This is a genomic window from Hymenobacter sp., from assembly GCF_031398885.1.
GTDB lineage: Bacteria > Bacteroidota > Bacteroidia > Cytophagales > Hymenobacteraceae > Hymenobacter.
Map to the genome: position 1 here is coordinate 27,198 of NZ_JANNOD010000054.1, position 25,373 is coordinate 52,570.

19 protein-coding genes are annotated in these 25,373 nt (G+C 64.1%); 10 read left to right on the plus strand and 9 right to left on the minus strand.

Translation table 11 applies throughout. The features are described 5' to 3' along the window. Window positions 1-57: 57 nt before the first annotated feature. The 3 genes from RMO51_RS10565 (at window position 58) to RMO51_RS10575 (ending at window position 3,154) form a co-directional block, all read left to right on the plus strand. On the plus strand, window positions 58-1,011 hold the full coding sequence (locus RMO51_RS10565) for a cation diffusion facilitator family transporter (protein WP_310394462.1): 954 nt from the start codon (window positions 58-60) through the stop codon (window positions 1,009-1,011). Window positions 1,012-1,393: 382 nt separating this feature from the next. Continuing rightward, window positions 1,394-2,557, plus strand: coding sequence for an amine oxidase (locus RMO51_RS10570; RefSeq protein WP_310394463.1), 1,164 nt, complete (start codon window positions 1,394-1,396; stop codon window positions 2,555-2,557). Between the two features lie 108 nt (window positions 2,558-2,665). Continuing rightward, window positions 2,666-3,154, plus strand: a complete 489-nt coding sequence (locus RMO51_RS10575; protein ID WP_310394465.1) for a methylated-DNA--[protein]-cysteine S-methyltransferase — start codon at window positions 2,666-2,668, stop codon at window positions 3,152-3,154. Window positions 3,155-3,267: 113 nt separating this feature from the next. Here RMO51_RS10575 and RMO51_RS10580 read toward each other — a convergent pair whose 3' ends face one another. After that, entirely contained in the window at window positions 3,268-4,167 is a 900-nt protein-coding gene (locus RMO51_RS10580) for an alpha/beta hydrolase (protein ID WP_310394467.1), read from the minus strand. A gap of 198 nt (window positions 4,168-4,365) precedes the next feature. Here RMO51_RS10580 and RMO51_RS10585 point away from each other — a divergent pair, with 198 nt between their 5' ends. Continuing rightward, window positions 4,366-5,133: a hypothetical protein gene (locus tag RMO51_RS10585; RefSeq protein ID WP_310394469.1), complete on the plus strand. Its 768-nt coding sequence runs from the start codon at window positions 4,366-4,368 to the stop codon at window positions 5,131-5,133. 193 nt (window positions 5,134-5,326) lie between these two features. Then, entirely contained in the window at window positions 5,327-6,064 is a 738-nt protein-coding gene (locus tag RMO51_RS10590; protein ID WP_310394470.1) for a hypothetical protein, read from the plus strand. A gap of 337 nt (window positions 6,065-6,401) precedes the next feature. Here the strand turns inward: RMO51_RS10590 and RMO51_RS10595 are convergent, their stop codons facing one another. The 4 genes from RMO51_RS10595 to RMO51_RS10610 form a co-directional block, all read right to left on the minus strand. Further along, window positions 6,402-8,849 (minus strand): M4 family metallopeptidase, encoded by a 2,448-nt coding sequence (locus tag RMO51_RS10595; protein WP_310394471.1) that lies wholly within the window; start codon window positions 8,847-8,849, stop codon window positions 6,402-6,404. A gap of 209 nt (window positions 8,850-9,058) precedes the next feature. Further along, the gene (locus tag RMO51_RS10600; RefSeq protein ID WP_310394472.1) at window positions 9,059-10,396 is read right to left on the minus strand and encodes an amidohydrolase; all 1,338 of its coding nucleotides are present in this window, start codon (window positions 10,394-10,396) and stop codon (window positions 9,059-9,061) included. A gap of 176 nt (window positions 10,397-10,572) precedes the next feature. Further along, window positions 10,573-11,352: an SDR family oxidoreductase gene (locus tag RMO51_RS10605; protein WP_310394474.1), complete on the minus strand. Its 780-nt coding sequence runs from the start codon at window positions 11,350-11,352 to the stop codon at window positions 10,573-10,575. Window positions 11,353-11,443: 91 nt separating this feature from the next. Further along, window positions 11,444-12,259, minus strand: a complete 816-nt coding sequence (locus tag RMO51_RS10610) for a phytanoyl-CoA dioxygenase family protein (RefSeq protein WP_310394476.1) — start codon at window positions 12,257-12,259, stop codon at window positions 11,444-11,446. A gap of 440 nt (window positions 12,260-12,699) precedes the next feature. Here RMO51_RS10610 and RMO51_RS10615 point away from each other — a divergent pair, with 440 nt between their 5' ends. Both RMO51_RS10615 and RMO51_RS10620 read left to right on the plus strand, forming a co-directional pair. Next, entirely contained in the window at window positions 12,700-14,262 is a 1,563-nt protein-coding gene (locus RMO51_RS10615) for a hydroxymethylglutaryl-CoA reductase (RefSeq protein WP_310394478.1), read from the plus strand. Between the two features lie 331 nt (window positions 14,263-14,593). Next, the gene (locus tag RMO51_RS10620; protein WP_310394480.1) at window positions 14,594-15,313 is read left to right on the plus strand and encodes a hypothetical protein; all 720 of its coding nucleotides are present in this window, start codon (window positions 14,594-14,596) and stop codon (window positions 15,311-15,313) included. A 111-nt stretch (window positions 15,314-15,424) separates the two neighbouring features. Here the strand turns inward: RMO51_RS10620 and RMO51_RS10625 are convergent, their stop codons facing one another. The 3 genes from RMO51_RS10625 to RMO51_RS10635 form a co-directional block, all read right to left on the minus strand. Then, the gene (locus RMO51_RS10625; RefSeq protein WP_310394481.1) at window positions 15,425-15,949 is read right to left on the minus strand and encodes a hypothetical protein; all 525 of its coding nucleotides are present in this window, start codon (window positions 15,947-15,949) and stop codon (window positions 15,425-15,427) included. Window positions 15,950-16,021: 72 nt separating this feature from the next. Then, complete coding sequence (locus RMO51_RS10630) at window positions 16,022-17,227, minus strand: homogentisate 1,2-dioxygenase (protein WP_310394482.1); 1,206 nt, start codon at window positions 17,225-17,227, stop codon at window positions 16,022-16,024. 214 nt (window positions 17,228-17,441) lie between these two features. Further along, the gene (locus tag RMO51_RS10635; RefSeq protein WP_310394484.1) at window positions 17,442-19,118 is read right to left on the minus strand and encodes a S41 family peptidase; all 1,677 of its coding nucleotides are present in this window, start codon (window positions 19,116-19,118) and stop codon (window positions 17,442-17,444) included. A gap of 427 nt (window positions 19,119-19,545) precedes the next feature. Here RMO51_RS10635 and ruvX point away from each other — a divergent pair, with 427 nt between their 5' ends. Continuing rightward, a complete protein-coding gene (gene ruvX, locus RMO51_RS10640; protein ID WP_310394486.1) occupies window positions 19,546-19,977 on the plus strand; it encodes a Holliday junction resolvase RuvX in 432 nt (143 codons plus the stop codon). A 106-nt stretch (window positions 19,978-20,083) separates the two neighbouring features. Continuing rightward, entirely contained in the window at window positions 20,084-20,683 is a 600-nt protein-coding gene (def, locus tag RMO51_RS10645; protein ID WP_310394487.1) for a peptide deformylase, read from the plus strand. 24 nt (window positions 20,684-20,707) lie between these two features. Here def and RMO51_RS10650 read toward each other — a convergent pair whose 3' ends face one another. Beyond that, complete coding sequence (locus tag RMO51_RS10650) at window positions 20,708-21,955, minus strand: kelch repeat-containing protein (protein WP_310394488.1); 1,248 nt, start codon at window positions 21,953-21,955, stop codon at window positions 20,708-20,710. Window positions 21,956-22,243: 288 nt separating this feature from the next. Here RMO51_RS10650 and RMO51_RS10655 point away from each other — a divergent pair, with 288 nt between their 5' ends. Continuing rightward, window positions 22,244-25,369, plus strand: a complete 3,126-nt coding sequence (locus RMO51_RS10655) for a SusC/RagA family TonB-linked outer membrane protein (RefSeq protein WP_310394490.1) — start codon at window positions 22,244-22,246, stop codon at window positions 25,367-25,369. The last annotated feature ends 4 nt before the right edge of the window (window positions 25,370-25,373 follow it).

The following is a 25,373-nucleotide window of genomic DNA, read 5'->3' on the forward strand; positions in this document are numbered from 1 at the left end:
GGGCCGGGGTTGGGCCCGGTTGCCAACGCGGGCCCCCGTTGCTGCGTATGGCGGGACATGAGTGCAAGCGCTTCCTCTTCCAAATTCGCCATTTACGGGGCCATCGGGGCCAACGTCGCCATTGCCGTCAGCAAGTTTGTGGCGGCGGGCTTCACGGGCTCGTCGGCCATGCTCTCAGAGGGCATCCACTCGCTGGTCGACAGCGGCAACGGCGTCCTAATTCTGTACGGCGTGCGCCAGGCCGAGCGGCCCGCCGACGCCCACCACCCCTTCGGCCGCAGCAAGGAGCTGTACTTCTGGGCCCTGATTGTGGCCGTGCTGGTGTTTGCGGTGGGCGGCGGCATGTCGTTCTACGAGGGCATCGAGCACCTGAAGCACCCCGCCCCCATCACCGACCCCACCTGGAACTACGTGGTGCTGGGCCTGTCGCTGGTGTTCGAAGGCATTTCGTGCTACTTGGCCTTCAAGGCCTTCAACCACGAGCGGGGCGACCAGCCGTTCTGGGCCAGCATCCGCAGCAGCAAGGACCCGGCGGTGTTCGCCATTCTGCTCGAAGACCTGGCCGCGCTGCTGGGCCTCATCATTGCTTTGGCCGGGGTGTTTTTTGGGCACCTGCTGGAGAAACCCGCCCTCGACGGCATTGCCTCCATCGGCATCGGCCTGCTGCTGGTGAGCGTGGCCATCTTTCTCATCTACAAGACCAAGGGCCTGCTGGTGGGCGAGGGCGTTGACGACAAAACCCTGGCTGACCTCGACCGCATCGTGCGGGCGCAGCCCGGCGTGGAGCGGGCCGGCGCACCGCTCACCTCCTACCTCGGCCCCAAGGACATCGTGCTGGCCCTCGACGTGGAGTTTGCCAGCGCCCTCACGGCTGAGGAGATTGAGCGCGCCATCGACAAAATGCAGGACGCCATCCGGGCCGAGCACCCCGAGATGAAACGCATTTTTGTGGAGGCCAAGTCCCTGACCAAGCGCGAAGGCCAGCCCCACGTGGCCCCGATTTCCTCGTAACGCCCTGCGGCGCCAAGCGATAGCGGTTGAGGCGGCGGAGTTAATTTCCAGCCGCTGGCGACGGCTGCTTGCGTTATTTTTTACTTATCGCAGTTTTCAGGTTCGTGTGCACCTTTCACCTCACCCCCAGCCCCTCTCCCGCGGAGAGGGGAGCCGCTCCCGACCTACGGTTGGCCCCCCTCTCCGCGGGAGAGGGGCTGGGGGTGAGGTGAAATGGAAAGCAGAACGTACACACTGACCTGGAAACAGCTATAGCGCAGTTTTCAAAGTCCTTGCAGTCGAGTTAAAAAGTGAAGGGTTGAAAGTCAAAATGAGTCAACTGCTTTTTAACTCTTCACTTTTAACTCCAACACACAACGCACACCGATTCTGAAAGCACGACATGACCCCATTGCCCAACCCGGCCAACCCATTTCGCTCGTTCTGGTGGGGCGGCTACGAATGTACCGACCAGCTCAACTGCTTCGGCCAGCGGGTTGACTTTCTGCCGCTCACCGGCCACTTGCAACTGATTGACGAAGACTACGCCGACCTGGCGCCGTTCAACATCCGCACCGTGCGCGAGGGCATTCGTTGGGCCCAGATTGAAAAGACGCCTTACCAATACGACTTCAGCACCGTGCAGGCCCAGCTGGCGGCCGGCCAGCGCCAAGGCATCCAGCAGGTGTGGGACCTGTGCCACTTCGGCTACCCCGACGACCTCACGCCCCTGCATCCGCTGTTTGCCCGGCGGTTCACGGCGCTGTGCCGGGCGTTTGTGGAGTTTTACCGCCGCCAGCGGCCCGACGACGTGCTCATCGTGACGCCCATCAACGAGGTGAGCTTCATTTCCTGGCTCGGCGGCGACGCCCGCGGCACTTCCCCCTACTGCATTCATCAGGGCTGGGAAGTGAAATACGGCCTGATGCGCGCCTACATCGAGGGCGCCCACGCCCTGCGCGCGGCCGACCCCGGCATCCGCCTCCTCACCACCGAGCCGCTGGTGCACATCGTGCCGCCGCCGGGGGCTACCCCCCAGCAGCGGCAGGCGGCCCAGGACAGCCACAACAACCAGTTTCAGGCCACCGACATCCTCGCCGGCCGTATGTGTCCCGAGCTGGGCGGCCGGCCCGAACTGCTCGACATTGTGGGCTTTAACTACTACTACGACAACCAGTGGCAGCACGGCACCGACCTCAAGCTGGGCTGGAACGAGGCCGTGCCCGACCCGCGCTGGTTGCCGCTGCGCGAGCTGCTGCGCGCCGCCCACCAGCGCTACGGCCGCCCCTTCGCCCTCACCGAAACCAGCCACCCCGGCCGCGACCGGCCCCAGTGGCTGCGCATGGTGGCCCAGGAGTGCGCGGCGGTGCTACGCGCGGGCCTGCCGCTGTGGGGCATCTGCCTCTACCCCATCATCGACCGGCCCGACTGGGACCACCTCGACCAGTGGCACCAATCCGGCCTCTGGGACGCCGACCTCACCCAGCCCGGCCCCGCCCGCGTGCTACACCAGCCCAGCGCCGAAGCCCTGCGCGCAGCGCAGGCGCTTTTGCTTAATGAGCAATGAGCAATGAGCAATGAGCAATGAGGAATGAGGAATGAGGAATGAGGAATGAGGAATTTCGCACACATTTGCTAATTCCTCATTCTTCATTCCTCATTGTTAATTAAAATTATGCCCACTGCTTACCTCGATTCGCCCCTGGGCTTGGTGACGCTGGTGGGGTCCGAGGCGGGGCTGAGCGTCGTGAGTTTCCGGGAGCCCGAGGGACACGCGCCCACGGCGTTTGCCGCGGTGCCGGCCTGCCTGCGGGAAGCCCACCGGCAGCTGCGGGCGTATTTCGGCCGCGAACTGCGCGCGTTTGACCTCAGCTACAGCCCCGCTTTTGGCACCGATTTTCAGCGGCAGGTGTGGGCGGCGCTGCCGGGCGTTGGCTACGGCCGCACGGCGTCGTACCTCGACGTGGCCAAGGCGCTGAACAACCCCAAATCCGTACGGGCGGTGGGCGCCGCCAACGGCCAGAACCCGCTGGCCATCGTGTGGCCCTGCCACCGCATTGTGGGCGCCGACGGCAGCCTGACTGGCTACGCCGGCGGCCTGCCCCGCAAAAAGTGGCTGCTGGAATTCGAGCAGCCCACGCGGCAAGGCGGGCTATTCGGGTGACCTCACCCCCTGACCCCCTCTCCCGCGGAGAGGGGGCACCGGTTTATCAATTAAAAATGAAAGAATTAAGAATTAAAAATGGGAGAGGCCGGTCATTTTTAATTTTCTCATTTTTAATTCTTAATTCTTCCCGCCTCCACCATCTTCAGCAGCCCCTTGTAAATAATATTATCCTTCCAGTATAGCTGCAATACCATGGGCACGTGGTGCCGGCCGGGGATGACGGTGTACGGCGCCGGCTGCCCGATGGCCTTGAGCCGGTCGCGGAAGCGCCCCGAGCTGCCGCTGATGCTGGGGTAGGTTTCGCCCCCAATGAAAAAGAGGAACGGCGGAATGCCCGGCCGAATCTTGTAGATGGGCGACTGCGCCTTCCACACGGCCGGGTCGGGGCCGAAGGGCACGAGGTATTCCTGGTCGCCCTCATACTTCATTTCCTTGAGGTAGCTGTACATGTCGAGCCCGGCGGGGTCGTCCATGACGGCGCCGCGCACGGGGTTTTGGGGCAACCCATGGGTGGCGAGCAGGGCGTCGTCGGTGGCCAGCAGGGCGGCCAGGCCGCCGCCGGCCGAGTGGCCCATCACGAAAATGCGGGCCGGGTCGCCGCCGTATTGCTTGATGCTGCTCACGGTCCAGGCCAGGGCGCGGGCGCAGTCGGCGGCCTGCTCGGGCACGTGCACGGCCGGGGCCAAGCGGTAGTTGATGACCACGGCCACCACGCCCTGCTTGGCCAGCCGCCGGCCGATGAAGGTGTAGATGTTCTTGCTGCCGCTGGTCCAGCTGCCCCCGTGGATGAACATTACCACGGGGTAGCCCACCCCGTTGGGCGCCGCTTTCTTGGGCGAGTACACGTCCAGGATGTGCCGCTCCTTGTCGAAGTCGGGGGCGGTGGCGGCCACGTAGGCTACGTCTTTGGCGCGGCGGCTGGGGCGGGCCACCACGTATTCGGTGGCCAATACGATTACCAGGGCAACCAGCAGCCCGGCCGCGGGCAGCAGTAAAAGGAAACGACGCATGAAGTCAGAAATCTGTAAAACCAGCCGCTCAGTGCCGGCGGGCGGTGCACCTACGCCCTGCCGCCCGCCGCAGTTTGCGCCGGGCCGCAGAACGGCCGCGTCCAGGCCCGGGCCGCCGTTGGCTTTATCTTTGCCAACAGCCGCGCCGGGCTCGTTTTTAGCTGGGCCGCGTTCACTCATTATTCGTTCGCATTCTCCTTGATTTCCATTTCCCTCAAATTCGTTTCGCCGGCGCTGGCCGCCGCGCTGCTGCTCGGGCTGCTGCTGGCGGCTCCCGCCCGGGCCCAACGCAAGGGCAGCCCCAACGCCGCCGCCAACCCCGACGGCAGCCTGACCACCGCTCCGGTTGCGGCCCGGCCCGCGCGCTTGCTGCCCTTGTTTGGCGGCCTCACTCCGGCGCAGGCCACCCAGTTGCTCGGCGAGGCGCGGCTCAAGGCCATTGCCGCCAGCTTCGCCTCCACGGCCGAGGCCAGCGCGTTCTTCACCACCAAGGGCTTCGAATACCTGCGCGAAAACCAGCCCGACACGGCCGCCTACCGCTTCAACCTGGCCTGGCTCCTGAACCCGCAAAACGCCGAAGCCTACCGCGGCCTGGGCATCATCGCCAGCGCCCAGCCCAGCCCCGATGCCGCCATCGGCCTGCTAACCAAGGGCCTAGTCCTGGCCCCCACCAGCGGCTTGCTCCTGAGCGACCTGGGCGCCAGCCACCTCATCCGCTACGGCCAGACCAAGAAAAAGAAAGACCTCACCGCCGGCTTGGACCTGCTCCAGCGCGCCACCGTCGCCGACCCCACCAACGCCGTGGCCTGGCAGCAGCTGGCCCGCGGCCTGTACTACCAGGAAAAATACCCCGAAGCCTGGGCCGCCGTGCACAAGGGCCAGGCCCTAAGCGTGAGCAGTCTCGACTTCGAGCTCATCAGCGACCTGCAAGCCAAGCTGCCCGACCCCCAGGGCACCTTCAAGTAGCCGGCACCGCCAAGCGGCGCTGGCCCCGCGGGGGTTTGGGGCTGAGAACGGCACTGCGATTATCCGTGCGCGAGGCCAGGCAACGGCGGGGCGATACGCTCCGGGCAGTAAACCCCAGCGGCGCACCGGTTTTCGGCGTTTTCTCGTTACAGCGATTCCGGGCGGGCGTTTCCTTCAACTTTATTCAGACACCATGCGGGTTCGCACGTTAATTTTTGGGCTGCTGGCGGCCGGAGTACTCGGCAGCCAGCCGGTCCTGGCCCAGCACCAGCGGCAGGTGCGCCACTACAACCGGCAGGGCCGGCCCTTCTACACGGGTCCGTTGCGCGGCACGCTCGGCGGCGGCACGGCCCTCTACAACGGCGACCTCGGCAACCGCCCCGGCGACAACTTTCTGGGCCCGGCCCTGAGCCTGGGCGTGCTTTACCGCCTCACGCCCCACCTGCACCTGGGCGGCGAGTTTTCGTTCGTCAAGCTGGGCGCCCGCGACCAGGCGCCGGAGCGCGGCTTGGCCTTCGTCAGCACCAACGGCCTGGGCACGGTGCTGTTCCGCTTCGATTTGCTGCCCGACCAATCGGTGTTTGCCTCTTCCACCACCGATTCGCCCACGTTCCAGGTGTTCGTGCAGGGCGGCGCGGGGCTGCTGCTCTACAGCCCCGAGTCGTACCGCGGCACCGAACGCGCCACCGACAACACCTCCTTCCTGGCCCCCGAACGCAACGACTACCCCGCCCTGGCCGGCGTGGCGCCCGTGGGCGGCGGCTTGGGCGTGCGCCTCACCGAGCAGCTGCGCGCCAACATCGAAGGCAACTACTACTTCACCACCACCGACCAGCTCGACGACGTGAGCAACCAGCGCCTCGGCGGGGCTTCGGCCAGCAACGACGGCTTCGGCACGGTGCTGCTCAAACTGGAGTATTCGCTGCGCTGACGCCTCGAAAACGGCCAGCTATGGTTGTTTGGGAAGCTGTTGAATGGACCTACAAACGGGGGTAGAGACGCATACTTGCGTCTCGTCATCCGCACCGCGTGTGCCCCGTTCGCTAATATTTACCGAATTGCCGTTCAACGAGGAGACGCAAGTATGCGTCTCTACCCCGTTCCGATATCCTGACAATTATTAACTAACTGCGTAGGGCCCGTGGCCGCTGGTTTCACATCCAAGCCGCGAACAATAATCGGTGACCTTCGCAGCCAATATTCCGGTAAATAAAAAAGCCCCGTCAGCAATGCTGACGGGGCTTTTACTATTGCGCCATGAGAGAAAGTTACTCTTTCACGAAGCGCTGGTGGAATACTTTCTGCCCGTCGCTCACGCTCAGGGTGTACATGCCTTTGGCGAGGCGGCTGATGTTCAGCGTGCCGTCGCTGAACGTGGCGCCGGCCACGCGGGCCCCGCGGAGGTCGGTTACCGTCACGCGGACAGCCGGGGCGTTGCCGGGCAGCACGAGACGCACGGCCTCGGTGGCGGGGTTCGGGTACAGCTCCAGGGTGCGGGCCAACTCGTTGCCGAGCGGGGTGGCGCCGCCCGTGAACGTGGTGGGGCCGGTGGCAATGGCCGCGCCGCCCGTGATGTTCACGGTGTAATCCTCGGCCTCGCCGTAGGTGAAGGTGCCGCAGCTGGCGGTGGCCGCGTTATCGCTCAGGACGAGGCGCAGGCGGGTAGCGCCGGTGCGGGCCGTGGCGGGCACCGTGAAGTTGCTGCTGAGAGTGGCCGCGCTGCTGCTGCTGCCGCTCACCACCAGCTCTCCGGCGTCGGTGAACAGGCCGTTGGCGTTGTAGTCGATGTAGATTTTCCAGTACTCGGTGTAAGCCGTGCCAGCAAACCCGACCGAGAAGCGAATGGTCTGGGCCGAGCCCGCGGCGATGCTGGTGCTCAGGGCCGTGCCGTTGTAGTAGCCGGCGTCGGAACCCGAGGTGCGGTTGATGCTGCCCAGATTCACGAGGTCAATCCACTCATAGGCCTGGTTGTTGCCCTTCACGGTGCAGTACGTGGCACCGGTCGGGGGCGGGGTGGTGCCCCCGGCGGCGGCGCCCACGCCCACGGCAAACCAGGCGTTGGTCACGGCCGTCACTTCGGCCGAGCCCGCGCCGTAGAGGTCGGTGGCGGCCTGGATGGAGAAGGTGCGGGCGTTGGCGTAGGTGCTGTTGCCGGAGAGGTACACGCTTTCGGTGCGGTAGGCGATGCGGGCGGCTTTGTCGATGCCGATGGTGGCCACCGAGTAGGCGTTGCCGATGTCGTTGGTGCCGCTGCCGCCCACGCTCAGCAGGTAAAACCAGAAGTTGAGCACGCCCGAGTTGGTGTGCACCCCGCCGTAGTCGTTGGCGCTGGTGGGGTTGGTGGTAGTGGCGCGCCAGTTGGTGCCCTTGTAGGTGTCGGGCTGGCCCTCAGCGTTGGGGTTGCTCATCGAGCGGAGCGCCGGGCGCACCTTATCAATGTCCTCGCCGATAAGCCAGGTGGCTTTGGCCGGGGCCGCGTAAAACTCCACGGCCGCGCCCCAGATGTCGGAGAAGCCCTCGTTCATAGCGCCCGACTCGTTCTCGTAGGCCAGATTGGCGGTGCGCTCGCACACGGCGTGGCCGATTTCGTGGGCGCACACGTCGAGCGAGGTCAGGGGGCGGAAGCGCGAGGCGCCGTCGCCGTAGGTCATCACCGAGCCATTCCAGTAGGCATTCTCGAAGCCCACGCCGTCGCCGGGGGTGTCGTCGAAATGAATGTAACTCTTGATTTTGGCGCCGCCGTTGTCCCAGGAGTTGCGGCCGTGCACGTTTTTCCAGTAGTCGTAGGTGCTCTGCGCGCCCCAGTGGGCGTCGAGGGCGGCATCGTCGAAATTGGCGTTGTTGTACTCGGTCCAGCTGTTGTCGGCGTCAATGAAATCAACGGCGGCGGTGTAGCTGCTGCCTTTGCGGGCGTTGTAGGTCTCGATGCCCAGGCCGCGGGTCAGCTCGCGCAGGCGGAAGCCGCCGGTGGCGGTTTCGGTGGCGCTGCTGCGCGTGCCGCTGTAGCGGGTGGCGAAAGTGCCCGTGGCCGCCGCGTGCTTGATGATGGCGTCCTGCGACACCACCTGGCCCGACTGCGCGTCGACGTACACGTAGGCGCGGCTCACCGGCTGCTGGGCGTAGATGTTGAATTTCCAGGCCAGGACCCGCTGCCCGGTCAGGGAGCTGCGCACAATCACCAGCTCACCGGCGGGGCGGTAGGTGGCGGCGGGGTTGTCTTCCTGCTGCTTCAAGCCGGCTTCTTCGGCGGCGTCCTGCCACATGTAGCGGCGGGCGCCCACGAAGTCGAGGGCCCGGCTCAGGGCCGCGGCGGCGCTCAGCTTCGGGGTGGTGCTCAGGCCCGCAATCTTCTCAAAGTCGCCGCTGATGCTTTCAATGGCGCCGCCCTTCAGGTGCACGGAGTAATCGGCGCGCTCCACCCGGATTCCCTTGTAGTGCTGGGCAAACTTCTGGTGCGAGAGGCCGAGCTGGTCGGTTTCGGTGCGCAGGGGCAGCAGCTGGTCGTCGGCGGTGAGGGCCAATTGCTGCCGGAGCACCTGCTGAGCATCAGCGGCGCGGTAGGCGGCCTTGCCGGCGGGGCTGAACCGCACCAGCTCGGGCTGGCTGTCTTCGCCCAAAACTTTGGTTTGGATGCGCGCGGCATCCTGGGCCCGGGCCGTGGTAGCGGCCAGGGTACCGAGCATCAATAATGCTGCGGCGGAGTAGTGTTTTTTCATGAACTAAGTACGGCGACGGTGGAAAGAATGGGGTTTGAAGATTTAACGATTTCGTATCGAATCTTATGCAACCTAGTCATTTTTACGGGTTTCGCCGCCCTTCGTTCAAAATTCAACTACAAATACCCGAATTGTATGTCTCCTGCTTTAGATAAATTGCACTCTTATCAATTGAAACATTTCTTTAACCCGAACCAGCCCAACTGGGCCTATTTTTGCGGTGGCAGCTTCGCGTTGAGGTAATCGGCGGCCAGCGTGGCTAGCGTTTTCACGCCCAGCGTCAGGCCGCTCTCGTCGATGCGGAAGCCGGCCGTGTGGTGGTCGGCGGTGGTGGCCGGGTCGGTGCCGGGCGTCATGCCGCCCACGAAGAGGAACAGGCCGGGCACTTTCTCCTGATAGAAGGAAAAGTCTTCGGCCCCGGTCACGGCTTTGATTTCGCGCACGTTGGCGGTGCCGGCGGCGGCCTGCAGGGTGGGCAGCATTTGAGCCGTGAGGGCGGGGTCGTTGGTGGTCACGGGCACGTAGGGCTCGATGGTGACGTCGGCCGTAGCGCCGGCGCTCGCGGCAATGTTGGTGGCAATGCGCCGGATGGCGGCCCAGATTTGCTTTTGCACCCCGGGGTTGAGGGCCCGAATGGTGCCGCTCAGCTCCACGTCGGGCGGAATGACGTTGTAGCGCACGCCGCCGTTGATGGTGCCCACCGTCACCACAGCCGCGTCGTCGATGAGCTTCACTTCGCGGCTCACGATGGTTTGCAGGCCCATAATAATCTGAGCGGCCGTCACCACCGGGTCCACGCTGTTCCAGGGGTAGGCGCCGTGCGCGCCCTTGCCGCGCACCTTGATGGCGAACCGGTCGGACGACGCCATTTCGCCGCCCGGACGGTAGGAGAGGCGGCCCACTTCGGTTTGGGCGTTGATGTGCACGCCAAACACGGCGTCGACCTTGGGCTGGTCGAGCACGCCCTCCTTCACCATGAGCTTGGCGCCGCCCTCCACGCCGGGCAAAGAGCCTTCCTCGGCGGGCTGGAAGATGAATTTTACGGTGCCGGGCAGGTCCTTTTTCACCTGGCTGAGCACCTCGGCTGCACCCATGAGCATGGCCACGTGGGTGTCGTGGCCGCAGGCGTGCATCACGCCCACGGGCTGGCCCAGGTAAGTGGCTTTGGCCTTGGAGGCAAAAGGCAAGTCGTTGGCTTCGGTGAGGGGCAGGCCGTCCATGTCGGCGCGCAGGGCCACCACGGGGCCGGGCCGGCCGCCGCGCAGCACGCCCACCACGCCGGTGCGGGCCACGCCGGTCTGCACCTCCAGCCCCAGCTTTTTGAGGTGGGCCGCCACCAGGGCGGCCGTGCGGGTTTCCTGGTTGCCCAGCTCGGGGTGGGCGTGCAAGTCGCGCCGCCAGGCAATGACCTTGGGCTCTTCCTGGGTAGCCAATTGGGCAATGCGGGCGTTGAGGGCGGTATTTTGTGCCGCGGCGGGCAAGACGCTGGTCAAAACCAAAACGCTGGCCAAAACGATACCGGCCGAGATAAGGAGAGGAAAACGCATGACGGCAATATAGACGACGAATGGAAACCAGCACGGCTGGCTGGCAATGTTACGTCAGAGTTCCCGACCAGCGCGCCGCTGTTCAACCCTTAGCTTGCTTTCGCTCTTTGAGCGGTTGGTTAAGCATCATCCGGCCGGGTTGTGCTCGTGGCAGCGGAATCTGGGGACGGGACCGGCTACAGGTACTTTTCGTAAATACCGGCCGCAATCTTCTCCACCAGGCTTTTGGGCACCACGCTGGTCAGGCCCGCCGACACTTTGTTGAGCACGCCGGGAATGATTTCGGCCTCGCCCGCCAGCAGGCCAGCCACCGCGGCTTCGGCCACGGCGTCGGCACTCATCGAAACCTTATTGGCGGTGGCCTGCAGCTCGGCGCCCATGCCGGCGCGGTCGGCAAAGCTAGTGGCGGTGGCGCCGGGGCACAGGCAGCTCACCGACACGTTGGTGGCCTTCAGCTCGTAGCGCAGGCCGCGGCTGAAGCTCAGCAAAAACGCTTTGCTGGCCGCGTACAGCGTCAGCGACGGCACGGCCTGGTAGGCGGCGGTACTGGCCACGTTCAGCACGAAGCCGTGCGGGGCGCGGTGCAGGGCCGGCAGCAGAGCGTGGGTCAGGGCCACGGGCAGCGCCATGTTCAGTTGCAGCATGTTCTGCTGCTCGGCCAAACCCAGCTGCTCGAACCGGCCCCAGAGGCCGTAGCCGGCGTTGTTGACGAGCAACGCCAACTGATTGGTTTGTTGGGCGGCCCAGGCCACCACGGTTTCGGCCGCGCCGGGAGCGGCCAAATCCAGCGCTAACACGTGGGCTTGGCACTGATGCTTCGCCCTGATTTCCTGGGCCAAGGCGGCCAACTGGTCCTCGGAGCGCGCCACCAGCAGCAGGTCGTAGCCGCCCTGGGCCAGCCGCAAGGAGATGGCGCGGCCAATGCCGCGCGAGGCGCCGGTAACGAGAGCGTACATTTTTTCAGTTAACAGTGAGCAATGAGCAGTGAGCAATTAATAGTGGGCAATAGAGAGATGCTCACTATTAACTGCTCACTGCTCACTGAAATCATTTGACCAGGTGCAGAAAGCGCAAATAAAACGGGGTGGGGCTGTTCTCGCTTTTGGGCTGGTACTTGCCGGCGATGATGGGCACGTAGAGCACGCGGCGGCGGCTGGCTTCGCCGGTGAGCGGCGACTGGGCCACGCGGTGCCACATGCGGCCGTCGTGCACGGTCAGGTCGCCGGGCTCGGTTTCGATGGCCACTTCGTCCGGGTCGAAGTGCACGTCTTTGAAGTATTTTTTGCGAAACAGCATCCGGGACAGGCCCTGGCGGTGGGTGCCCGGAAGTACGCGCAGGCCGCCGTTGGTGGCCGGGGTGCTGTCGAGGTGCAAGCCTACGTTGAGCATCGGGCCGATGCGCTTGCCGTAGAAGACGTCGCGCAGCGAGTCGGTGTGCCAGCCCATCTGGCTGAACGCGGAGCCCGGCACGTTCACGTAATGGTTCACTACGAGGCCGTTCTTTTCGTTTTCGCCCACCCGGCCGCCTGCGGCTTCGAGCAGCGGAAACAACGCCCGAAACCGGACGTCCTTCAGCAGCTCGTGCAGCACGGGGTGGTACTGCGAGGCAAACGCGAAGCGCTGCACGATGCGCGCACCGTCGACGTCCTGACCGTATTTAATGGGCACCCCGTTTATTTTTTCCAGGCCCTGGGCCAGCCAGTTGGCTTGCACCTCCTGAGTAGCCCGGAGAATTTGCTGGACGTGTTCGGGCGAGGCAAAGGGGCGAAAATGAAGAAAGCCGTGTTTAGCGAAAAAGGCCTGCTGCTCGGTGGAAAGAGCGTGCCCGAGCGCAAAGCGTGGGTAATCGGAAGATGAGGACATAGCAGAAGAAACGGTTGGCGGGCAATTCCGACAACACGCAAAAGAAACACTCCCAGCTTGGCCCCTGCCGTTTGGCCGGCCCGCTGGAAGGCAACAAGGCGGCTATAACCGAGCCGACAGGTAAGGGTTTTTAATCGTTTAGCTACGAGCTAGCGGGCCAAATAGACTGTGACTCCATCGGCGCTGCCGTCTACCGTAAACGAAAATACCTGACAATTACCTTATTTACTTACTTACCAAAATTACCGCTACATTACGCGGACCGATTGCCGCGCTGCTCCCCGGGAAGCAGTGCCCGTCAGGCCAGGGCCGTTTTGCCCATGTTTTTGAATGGCCGCGGGCTTGAGCAGCGGCCGGCGTGAGATTAACCCCAAAACCCCCATCTTCACCCCCACGCCGCGGCCGTTTTCCTTTCTCCTCACCTCAAATTCCCGACTCCAATGGTTTTCACCCCCAGCCCCATGCTCCTCAAGCTGCTCTACACCCGCGGCAGCCTGCACAACCTGCCCCAGGCCGCGGGCGTGGCCTTCAGCATCAAAAACCGGCTTGATACCGCCCGCCTCACGGGCTTCCAGCGGGTGCAAATCGGCGACGTGGTGATTCCGGCCGAGCAGGTGCAGATTGATTTGGGCAACGGCGAACGGCGCCCCGCCGCCAGCATTGCCGCCGACGGCCAGGCCATTGAGCTGCCCGTGGGCCGCTCGCTGACGTTTGTGCTCGACACCCCGGCCCTGGCCGAGGGCATCCACCCGGTGCAGGTGTGGTTTTCGACCGATGCCTTCGGCGACCTGCACGTGGAGGTGGAAGACGCCATTGTGGGCGCGGCCAGCCCGAAGCCCCGCATCCCGCGCTCCGACGAGGACGACTACTCCGACGCCGCCATTGCCGCCCGCCAGCGCTTTGCCGAGCAGTTTAGCGAGCGGGAATTCAAGCACCTCAAGCACTACTCCTTCGACGCCCACCAGTTGCAGGGCAACTGCGAGCATTTCGTGGGCGTGGCCCAGATTCCGATGGGCCTGGCCGGGCCGCTGACCGTGAACGGCGAGCACGCCCAGGGCGACTTCCTGATTCCCATGGCCACCACCGAGGGCACCCTGGTGGCGAGCTACAACCGCGGCATTCAGGTGCTCAACCTGTGCGGCGGCGCGAAATGCACCGTCATCGGCGACGCCATGCAGCGGGCCCCGGTGTTCGTGTTCGCCGACGCCCGCGGGGCCCGCGATTTTGGCCAGTGGGTGGAAGACCACCTCGACCAGATTCGGCCCCAGGCCGAAAGCACGTCGAGCGTGGCCAAGCTGCAGTACATCGACACCTACCTCAGCAATAAGTTCGCCTACCTGCGCTTCAACTTCAGCACCGGCGACGCCGCCGGGCAGAACATGGTGGGCCGCGCCACGTTCGCGGCCTGCTCCTGGATTTTGGAGCAGTACCGGGGCCCCAAAATCGAGCATTTCTACCTCGAATCCAACTTCGCCACCGACAAGAAGGCCTCGCAAATCAACGTGATGCGCACCCGCGGCAAGCGCGTGGTGGCCGAAGCCGTGGTGAAGCGCGACGTGCTGCAGCAGCGCATGCGCGTGACGCCCGAGCAGCTGGCCTACCACGGGCAGGTGAGCAACGTAGGCGCCTTTATTTCGGGGGCCAACAACAACGGCGCGCACTCGGCCAACGGCATCACGGCCCTGTTCATCGCCACCGGCCAGGATGTGGCCAACGTGAGCGAGTCGAGCGCCGGCATTCTGTATTCGGAAGTGACCAAGGACGGGGACTTGTACATCAGCATCACCATCCCGAGCCTCATCGTGGCCACCCACGGCGGCGGCACCGGCCTGGCCACCCAGAACGAGTGCCTGCAAATGCTGGGCTGCGTGGGCCGCGGCACGGTGCGCAAGTTTGCCGAGATAGTGGCCGGCGTGGTGCTGGCCGGCGAGCTGAGCCTGGGCGCCGCCATCAGCAGCAGCGACTGGGTGAGCAGCCACGAGCAGTACGGCCGGAATCGGTAGGGGGGCCTGGGGGGTCAAGCGAAATCACAGAACGTCATGTCGAGCCTGCCGAGACATCTCGCTCGCTTCACCCCTAACAAGCTGGATTACCTACCCACGCGAAATGTCTCGGCAAGCCCGACGTGACGTTCTCGCCTAAGAGCCTATCCAAATAGGCAATTGATACTGATAGGGCGTCATGCAGAGCGCAGCGAAGCATCTCGCGTGCCTCGTCGAACGATTGGTCTACTGCCGCACGCGAGATGCTTCGCTGCGCTCTGCATGACACCCTAGCTGGATAGATTCTAAGCCGGACGGCCTCCCGATAGCAACTACGCCACCATTTCTCCGCATGAAATCCGCTGCCCCGCTCCTGCTGCTCCTGGCACTCCTGGCCCGGCCGGCCCGCGCCCAAACGGCGCGCGACCTGACCGACATCGGCCTGGCCCTCTACCAGCAGGCCAACGCGCCCGGCGCCCTGGAGCGCCTGCGCCAGGACCTGCTCAACGCCCCTGAAGCCTACGTGGTGGGCATCGCCCAGCCCGGCACGCTGGTGCTGCTCACCAAGCGCCGCGTGCGGGTGCCGGCCCTGAAGTACAACGCCGCGCGCCACCTGCTCGAAGTACAGGACTCGACCGGCAGCCACGTCTGGCCGCCCGGCAGCCTCGATGGTTTTTACCTGGGCCAGGGCGCCGGGGCGCGGCATTTTCGCAGCTACGCGGTGCGCGGCGGCAGCGCCAAGGATGACTTTGTGGAGGTGCTCACCGCCACCGACGACAGCCCCCTGGTGCTGGCTTTGCAGCACGTTTACCTCCACGAAGACGCCGAAATCAACCCCGTCCTGCGCACCGAAACCCGGAAAGCGCGCACCCAAATCAGCCAAGTGGTACTGGCGGGCCCCGGCGCCCAGCCCCTGCGGCCGCTTGCGCTCAACCAGCGCGGCGTTGCGCGCCTGTTTGGCTCCCGTGCCCCGCAAATTGACGCTTACGCAACCAAAGAAAACCTTGGGTATACGGACCTGGCCCAGGTGCTGCGCCTGGTGGAGTACTACAACCAGCAGGCCGCTAAGTAGTCATCCACCAGTAAGCGAGTTGTCAGTTATTCGTTGTCAGTTGTCAGGCGTTTGTCAAGAGGCTAACAACTGACAACGAACAACTGACAACTACTTAAAAGCCTGGGCTACCTACAGCGGGTCGGCCGTGACCTTGAATTTTGAGTCGGAGCGCACCACGAAAGAGTTGGAGCGAGAGGTCGTGAGCTTGGTGTCCACGGTCAGTTCGTAGGTTTCCGCCTTCAGGTACTCGTCGAGCTTGGCGGTGGTGGGCACCAGCTTGATGGTGTTGACGCCCTGGGGGATGACGTGCAGGTAAGCCAGCAGAATTTTGTTGTTGGTGTTGGGGGTGTTGATGTACAAGTCAATTTTCTCCAGAAAATCGAACGTGTTGCCGGCGGGGCTGGTCACCGTGAGCACGAGCTGGTCGAGCAGCACGTTTTTGACTTTGTCGCGGGTGGTCTTGTTGTTGCGAAACGACTCGTCCGACTTGGTAATCACGCTCACCGGGGGCAGCTGGGCGCCGGGCCCGAAGAAGCCGGGAATGGTGACGCTCTGGCTCACGTCCACGGTGAAGGTCAGGAGTTCGTCAACTTTCTTGCAGCCCACCAAGGCCAGCACCAGCACCAGCGGAACCAGGAGAAGTATCTTTTTCATCGGGCTGAAATAAATAAGGGTAATGGTTGAAGGTTAAAAGACAACAGAGGAAACTACTCCCCCAAGCTCAGGTCAGTCCATCATGTCCGCCGCACGGGGCGGGTCGGGCACGAAGCCGGGGTTCCAGCTCATCGGGTAGCGGGCATCCACGTAGGGCAGCGCGGCTTCGGTGAGGTAGAGCGGGCGGAAGGTGTCGAGCATCACGGCCAGCTCGTGGGTTTCCTTTTTCCCGATGCTGGCTTCCACAGTGCCGGGGTGCGGGCCGTGCGGCAGGCCGGTGGGGTGCCAGGTGAAAGACGCCAAATCGACGCCCTTGCGCGACATAAAGTTGCCCGCCACGTAGTACAGCACCTCGTCCGAGTCGACGTTGGCGTGGTTGTAGGGCGCCGGGATGGCCAGCGGGTGGTAGTCGAACAAGCGCGGCACGAACGAGCAGATGACGTAGTTGTGCCCCTCGAACGTCTGGTGCACGGGCGGCGGCTGGTGCAGGCGCCCGGTGATGGGCTCAAAATCGTGGATACTGAAGGCGTAGGGGTAGAAATACCCGTCCCAGCCCACCACGTCGAACGGCGAGTGCGCGTAGGTGAGCTGGTGCAAAAAGCCTTCTTTTTTGACTTGCACCAAATAGTCGCCCTCCGGCAAATCCCCGGCTACCAGCTCGGTGGGCGGGCGCAGGTCGCGCTCACAGTAGGGCGCGTGCTCCAGCAGCTGGCCGAAGTGGTTGCGGTAGCGCCGCACGGTTTCCACGGGGCTGAACGACTCGATAATCAGCAGCCGCACCGGGCCTTCGTCAAAGCGCAGCTGGTGGATAATGGTGCGCGGCACCACCACGTAGTCGCCGGGCTCGAAGGCCACGATGCCCAACTGGCTCCACAGCTCGCCGCAGCCCTCGTGCACGAAAATCACCTCGTCGGCCTGGGCGTTTTTGTAGTAGTAATCCATTCGCCGGTCGGTGGGGTTGCAGATGCTCATGGTGACATCCGCGTTTCCCAACAAGGTTTGGCGGGCGGCTAGGTAGTCGCCGCCGGTGCTGGTTTGGGCCAGGGTGCGCAGGTGCTCGGGTTGCAGCGGCCGGTCCTTGAGCAGCTTCGCGCCGTATGGTTTTGGCGGGCCCACGTGCTTGATTTGGGTGGGCGGGTGCACGTGGTAAAGCAGCGACGACACGCCGTGAAACCCCTGCGTGCCCACCAGCTGCTCCGAATACAGCGTGCCGTCGGGCTGGCGGAACTGGGTGTGGCGCTTGCGCGGAATCTGGCCGAGGCGGTGGTAGTGAGCCATGAGTGCAGGGGTGGGATTGGGCCCGTGAAGGTACAGCGGCCCCTTGTCATTGCGAGGGCAGCGCAGCACGGCCATCCGTCTTTTGAACGCGACACACTCTGCGTTGCGACGAGTTCCGGTGCCGCGCAGTACCGGAGTTTGGCACCGCGCCAGGTGTTTGGTTTCAAAAGGACGGAGGGCCGCGCTGCGCTCCACCCGCAAGGACAGCCGCGGCCTACTTTCCCAGCAGGGCCAGTTGCGCGGTGCTGTCGTTAGCGGCGTGCAGGGCGCGCTGCAATTCGGGGTCCTGCTCGCGAAGCACGGTGTAGTAAGCCACCGGCCCGTAGGCGCTGCGGGCAATGTAGGCCTTGAGCTGGTTGCGCAGCAGCGGCGCGTAGCGGCGGGCCGCGGCGGCGTTCGTCGTCACGCCATCCAGTGACGCTTGCGCGGCCAGGCTGACTAGCTGCGCGTCGGTGATGCGGAAGGTGGCGTTGAACTGCTCAAAGCGCAGGGCTTCCAGCTCCGCCTTGTGGGCCTGGTAGAAAGTCAGGGCAAAGGCGCGGGCCACGCCGTGGCTCAGCAGCTTGGTGAAGTACGCGGAGTGGGCCAGCGTGTCGCGGGGCACGAATACGTCGGGCATGATGCCGCCGCCGCCGTACACGGTGCGGCCGTGGTCGGTGCGGAAACGCAATTGCTTCGCGAAGTGAATGCTGTCGGCCGACGCCAGCTCGCCCCGGGCCGAGCGGCCGGTGAGCTCGCGGCTGTATTCGGCGTAGCTGGAGCCGTAGGGCTTCTGAATGGAGCGGCCGGCCGGCGTGTAGTAGCGGGCAATGGTCAGGCGCAGCTCGCCGCCGTCGCTCAGGGCAATGGGCTGCTGCACCAGGCCTTTGCCAAAGGTGCGGCGGCCCACCACGATGGCGCGGTCGTGGTCCTGCAAAGCACCAGCCACCACTTCGGCGGCCGAGGCGCTGCCTTCGTCCACCAGCACCACCAGGGCCCCTTCCTCAAATTCGCCGGCCACTTTGGCGTAGGTCTGCGAGTCGTACTGCTCGCCCTTGCCGTCGGTGTACACAATTTTGCGCGAGCCGGCGATGAACTCGTCGGCCAGGCGGGTGGCGCGGTCGAGGTAGCCGCCGGGGTTGCCGCGCAGGTCCAGCACGAGCCGGGTGAGGCCCTGCCGGCGCAGGTCGGCCAGGGCCAATTTAAACTCGTCGTAAGTATTCGACGCAAACCGGCTGACCTTGACGTAACCCGTCTGCTCGTCCACCAGATAAGCGGCATCAATCGACGAGTTGGGAATGCGGCTGCGGGCAATGGCGAGGCTGAGCGGGCGCGCCAGCCGGGGGCGGCGCAGCTCCAGCACGAGGCTGCTGCCGCGGGGCCCGCGCAGCAGCTCGGTCAGCCGGACCGTGCTCAGGCGCGCCCCCGACACCCGCTTGCCCCCGATGCTCAGAATCTGGTCGCCGGGCTGCACGCCGGCCTGCTCGGCCGGGCCGCCGCTGAGCGGGGCCACCACGGTCATCGTGTCGCGAAACAGGTTGAACTCAATGCCGACGCCATCGAAGTCGCTTTGCAGGAAGGCGTCGGTCTTCTCCCGGTCGCGGGCCGGGATGTACACCGAGTGGGGGTCGAGCTTTTCGAGCATCTGCACCACGGCGTAGTCAGCCAGTCCCTCGGTGTCGACCGAGTCGGCATAATCGCGGTCCACATAACTCAGAATCTCCTTGAACCGCAGGTAGCCCCGGGCCGTGGCGTCGGGGTTTTCCGACGAAGGACGGAAGGGATTATTGGCCACCAGCACGCCGCAGCCCACGGCCAGCAGCAGCAAAGCGCCCTGCCGCAGCCCGCCGCGCCGCCACCACAAGGGAGCGGGCCGGCCTGTTGACGAGGCAGTGGGCGAAAGGGCAGGCATAATAGTTATAGAAATAAGAGTGCTAGCAAATAACTTGGAATCGAATAGGCACCAAAATTATTGAAATTTTCTTAGCCAAGCGGTCTGACTCAACCCGACTATGTGATTTCCTAAATCAATACAATAGTTTACTTTGAAAAGGCAAATTCACCTCATATTACCGGTATATTACAATTGCTTGTTCGCCTGATGAGGAGCTTAAATTTCGTGCAATCTATGACTTTATTCAGAGTATGCTAAATGGGTTTCGATGAAACGACTTCGCTGCCCGTTGAGCCGGGCGGTAATTGATGCGGATGCCTGAGCCCGCCGCCCGGTTCAGCTACGGCGGTGGGTTATCCGGCGGATTGGGGGCCTTTGCGCCTGCCGTATCTTTGCGCCGGCAATAGCTGCCACTCCTTCACCCCGACACTCCAGCACCAGGCTCATGGGCCGCATCCTAGCCATCGACTACGGGAACAAGCGCGTGGGCCTCGCCGTCACCGACCCCCTGTGCCTGATTGCCTCGCCCCTGGAAACCATTCACAGCCAGGATTTGGTGGCCTACGTGCTGGCCTACCACCGGCGCGAGCCGCTGCGGGCCGTGGTGGTGGGCATGCCGCGCACCCTGCTCAACGAGCCCACCGACGTGACCAGCGCCGTGGTGGGCCTGCTGCGCCGCCTGCGGCGCGAGCTGCCCGCCGTGCCCGTGCACGAGCTCGATGAGCGGTTTACCTCCCGCATGGCCCACGCCGCCATGCTGGCCGGCGGCCTCGGCCAGAAAGCCCGCCGCGACAAAGCCACCGTGGACCGCATCAGCGCCACCATCATCCTCCAGTCCTTCCTCGAATCGCCGCTCATGCGGGACCTTGCGTTTTAGTTGTCCGTTGCTAGTTGTCCGTTGTCAGGTCGCTGCTGACCGCCAAAAAACAGACAATTACCAACTAGCAACGGACAACTAAAAACCGACAACTATTAAGCTTAACATGATTTACTCCATTGTCGCCATCGGCGACCCCGTGCTGAAAACCAAAGCCAAAAACTTGGCCCCCGACCTGCCCGCTGCCGAGTTGCAGCAGTTGATTGCCGACATGTTCGAAACCATGTACTACGCCCACGGCGTGGGTTTGGCCGCGCCCCAGATTGGCAAAGGCGTGCGTCTGTTCGTGATGGATTCGGGGCCGATGGTGGAGGTGGACGAAGAAGACCGCGAAGAAGGCGAAGTGCCGGAGCCGCCCGTGAAGCGGGCCTTCCTCAACCCCGTGATGGTGAGCGAAACCGGCGAGGAATGGGGCTTCGAAGAAGGTTGCCTGAGCATTCCGGGCGTGCGGGAGCTGGTGAGCCGTCCCGCCGACATCGTGCTGCGCTACGAGGACGAGCACCGCCAGGTGCACGAGGAAGCCTTTTCGGGCATGGCCGCCCGCATCATCCAGCACGAGTACGACCACCTGGAGGGCATACTATTTACCGACAAGCTTTCGGCGTTCAAAAAACAGCTGCTGAAAGGGAAGTTAGCCCGCATCAGCAAGGGCGAAGTAAAACACGACTACCGGATGAAATTCGCGGGCGAGGGCAAGCGGCGGTAGCGCGGCTTTCTTGGGACGCGCCGGCTACTGCCGCACCACGCGGCACGCGGCGGCGGGCCGTCCGGCCCCTTGCCAGCGCAGCAAGTACAGGCCCGCTGCCTGGTCGGCCAGGTCCACCTCGACGCTCGCCGCGCCCGCTGGCACCGCCAGGCGGCGCACCGTCCGGCCCTGCGCGTCGCTGACGACCAACTGGGCCGCGGCGGGGGCGGGTGGGGTCACGGTGAGACGGCCGGTGGCGCTGGGGCTGGGGTAGGCTTGCAGCGGCGGGCGCACGCGGGCGCGGGGGCTGGCCGTGGCAATGCTCTGGACGTCGGCCCGCCACAGGTCGGCCAGCGTGGTCGCGTTGGACGAGGCGGTGTTGCCGCCCCACACGTAAAGGAAGCCGCCCGCCACAGCCGCAGCGGCGTTGCGGCGCGGCGGTAGGTTCGACGTGAAGGTGCGCAATTGGCCGGTGCGGGTGTCGTAGGCGGCCAGGTAAGCTTGGTTGGTGAAGTCGCCCACGAGCCAGATGAGTTCGCCCAGCACGGCCACGGCCTGCGAGGCAACCGTGGTGGGCAGCGTGCCCAGGGCTTGCCAGGTGTTGGTGGCGATGTCGTAGGCGTCGACGCGGTTGGAATTCACCATGCCGTCGAAGCCCCCGAAGATGTATATTTTGCCGTTCACGGCCGCCCCAAACACGGACTTGGCTTCGGCCATGGGCGCCAGGGTGGCCCAAACGCCGGTGGCGGGGTTGTAGGCCCGCAGTTGGTTGGTGTAGGTGCTGGGGGTGGGGGCCGCCTGGCCCCCGTAGGCGTACAGCAGGCCGTTCCAGACGGCCGTGCCCGCCGAGGAAGCGGGCGTGGGGTTGCCGAAGCTGCCTGCCGCCACGCCGTCGCTCGCCCGCACGTTCTGACCCGTGGCTATGGCTACGGGACCGGTACTGGCGGCCCCGTTGAGCACGAAAAGCAGGCTGGTGCTGGTGTTCGGCGCCAAGATGGCCGCCGTGCCGAAGCGCTGCGGCGATACTTGCCCGCGACTGAACGGCCCCGCGCCCCAGCTGTTGGCGGCGGGGTCGTAGCGGAACACGTCGCCGGTGAAGGCCGTTGCCGGGCTGCCCCCGCCCACCGAGTAAAAGAAGTTCTGGTCCTGGCAGTAGCCGGCTCCGTAGCGGCCGCCGTCGGGCATGGCGGCCAGGGGCGTGAAGGTGAGCGGGGTCTGGGCCAGGATGGGCGCCGCGGTGCTCAGGAACAAGGCAAAAGCGAAAAGTCGGGGCCCGTGCATCGGTGACTTCATGGCATATTAATTAAACTATATATTTATAATCTTTAATTTACTATACATCACTTGACTAATTTATTGAATTCCCATGAATGCTGGCTAATGCGACGAAATTGCCCAGTCTTTTAAAACAGCCCGTTGTTCGTATGTAAATAGCAGTTGTTAGCGAATGAGCCTATAAATTATTAGGTCATCCTCAAAACATAATTACTACTTTGTGATATATTACATAAATTTTGTGAGTCTTTTGCCAATAACTGATTTTTCAACCAATGCCAGCTGTCTATGAAAAGAATACTACTCTTGAGCTTACTGCTTGTGCTGAGCGCATCGCAATATGCTTTGGCCCAGGACCGGAAGATTACCGGCCGGGTGACCGATAAACAAACTGCGGAAGGCCTGCCGGGCGTGACCGTGCTGCTGAAAGGCACGGCGGTGGGCAACTCCACCGGTGCCGACGGCTCCTTCACGCTGAGCGTACCGGCCAGCGGCGGTACGCTGGTGTTCAGCTCCATTGGGTACGCCACGGGGGAACAAGCTCTGGGCACGGGCTCGGAGTACAACATGGCCCTGGCCAGCGACAGCAAGCAGCTGAACGAAGTGGTGATAACGTCCCTGGGCATTGAGCGGGACGTGCGGGCGGTGAACACCACCCAGCAGCAGATTAAGGGCGAAGACCTGGCCCAGAAGTCGGAGCCGAACGTGCTGAACGCGCTGGCCGGCAAGGTGTCGGGCGTGAACATCACCAGCGCCAGCGGCCTGCCGGGCTCGTCGACCAACATCAACATCCGGGGCATTACTTCGCTGCAGGGCAGCAACCAGCCGCTGTTCATCGTGGACGGCATTCCCATCAGCAACTCGCTGGACATCACCAACGGGACCACGCTGGGCACGCTGGGCGCGGCCCAGTCTTCGAACCGCGCACTGGACATTGACCCCAACAACGTGGAGAGCATCAACATCCTGAAGGGGCCGGCGGCGGCGGCCCTGTACGGGTCGCGGGCGGCGTCGGGCGCGGTGCTTATCACCACCAAGTCGGGCCGCAACGTGAACAAGAAGCTGGAAGTGACCGTGACCTCGGACCTGAGCTTCCAGCGGGTGTACGGGCTGCAGCAGCTGCAGAACGACTACGGCCAGGGCACGGGCGGCGTGCTGGTGACCACCGGCGGCGACATCAACACCGGCACGGTGAATTCCTGGGGGCCGCGCTTTGGCACGGCGCCCACGGACGCCAACGGCATTGGTGGGCTCCAGCTGGCCGACGGCACGCCGGTGCCCTATCAGCCCTATGCCGACAACATCAAGGACTTTTTTCAAACCGGGCGCATCCTGTCGAACGGCGTGAACATCGCCGGCGGCAACAAGGACCAGAACTTCAACCTCAACGTCAACAACACCAACCAGACGGGCATCACCGAATTTGCCGACTTGCAGCGCACCAGCGTACAACTGGGCGGCAATACCACGCTGATTAACAAGCTGAAGGCCGGCGGGTCGGTGAACCTGATTCTGACCAACCAGCTGGGCGCGCCCATCGGCAACGGGAGCAGCGCGTTTGGCCAGCTGCCCAACGTGCCGCGCAGCTACGACCTGCAGAACCTGCCCAACACCAACCCGGTCACGAACGGCAGCATCTTTTTCGTGGGCGCCGACAACCCGTACTGGAACCTGCGCAACAACCCCACCACCAGCGACCTGACGCGCTTCATCAACGTGGGCAACCTGAGCTACGAGGTGGCGCCTTGGCTGAACGTGGCCTACCGCCTGGGCCTGGACACCTACACCGACCGCCGCAAGGCCGTGTACGCCGTGGGGGCGGCCCGCGTGCCCTCAGGCCAAGTGCTGGACCAGTCGGTGTTTCGCAGCGAGCTCAACGGCGACCTGCTCATCACCCTGAAGAAGGACAACATCGGCGTGGCCGGGCTAAACGCCAACCTGCTGCTGGGCCAGAACGTGAACCAGCGGCGGTTCCAGACCATCTCCTCGCAGGCCGACAACGTGATTCCGGGCTTCACCAACTCCTCGGCCGGCGGCGTGTTCTCGAACCAGCCCCCGGAGCAGTCGGAGCTGCGGCGGCTGCTGGGCTACTACGGGCAGCTCTCGCTGGCTTACAACGACTACCTGTTCGTGGACGTGACCGGCCGCGTGGACCAATCGTCGACCTTGCCCACGTCGAAGAACTCCTACTTCTTCCCGTCGGCCACCATCGGCCTGGTCTTCACCGACGCCCTGAAGCTGAACTCCGACGTAATTTCTTACGGCAAGGTGCGGGCCAACATCGCCCGCGTGGGCCGCGACGCCGACCCCTACGCCCTCTACACGCCCTACCAGGTGGTGCGGCAGGGCAACAACGTGGCCGCGGTCAACTTTCCGTTCGTCGGCACCGCCGGCTTCCGCATCAGCCCCACCCTGGGCAACGCCGAGCTGGAGCCCGAATTCACCAAGTCTTACGAGGCCGGCCTCAACCTGGGCTTTTTCCGCAACCGGCTGACGCTGGACTTCACGGCTTACCAGACCATCAGCGACAACCAGATTGTGCCCATCACCACGCCGGGCTCGACGGGCTTTACGCAGCGCTACGCCAACGTGGGGCGCCTCGACAACAAGGGCCTGGAGGCGCTGGTGACCATTACGCCGGTGCGCACCGACAATTTCCGCTGGGACGTAACGGCCAACTACACCCTGAACCGCAACAAGGTGGTCTTCATCACCGACGGCGTGGAGCGGGCCCGCATCAACGGCCAGGGCTTCATCGGCAGCCTGCCCTTCATTGTGGAAGGCCAGCCCTACGGCGTGATTGTGGGGGGCAAAAAAGCCCGCTCGCCCGACGGCCAGTACCTCATCGACGGGCGCACGGGCTTGTTCGTGGCCGACATTCCGAACTCCACCATCGCCGACCCCAACACCCGCTGGCAGGGCGGCCTGACCAACAACTTCGCCTACCGCGGCGTCAGCCTGTCGTTTCTGGTGGACACGCGCCAGGGCGGCGACGTCTTGTCCTTCACCAACGGTGCCTACCGCGGCAACGGGGCCCTGGAAGAGACTGGCAAGGACCGGGAAGCGCCCCGCGTGATTCCGGGCGTGATTCAGAACACCGACGGGACTTTCCGGCCCAACAACATCCAGGTGGACGCCCAGGCGTACTGGCAGTCGTTTGGCCTGCAGAGTGACCTGAACGTGTACGACGCCACGGTGTACCGTCTGCGCGAGGTGGCCATCGGCTACGCCCTGCCCAAAACGCTGCTCACCAACCTGCCTTTTGGCGCGGTCAGCTTTTCGCTCACGAGCCGCAACCTGTATTACTATGCGCCCAACGCCAACTTCGACCCGGAGCTGAACACCCAGGGCGCCGGCAACATCCGCGGGCTGGACCTGCAGGGCCCGCCCAACGCGCGCACCTACGGCGCCAACATCCGTTTTACTTTCTAAGCGG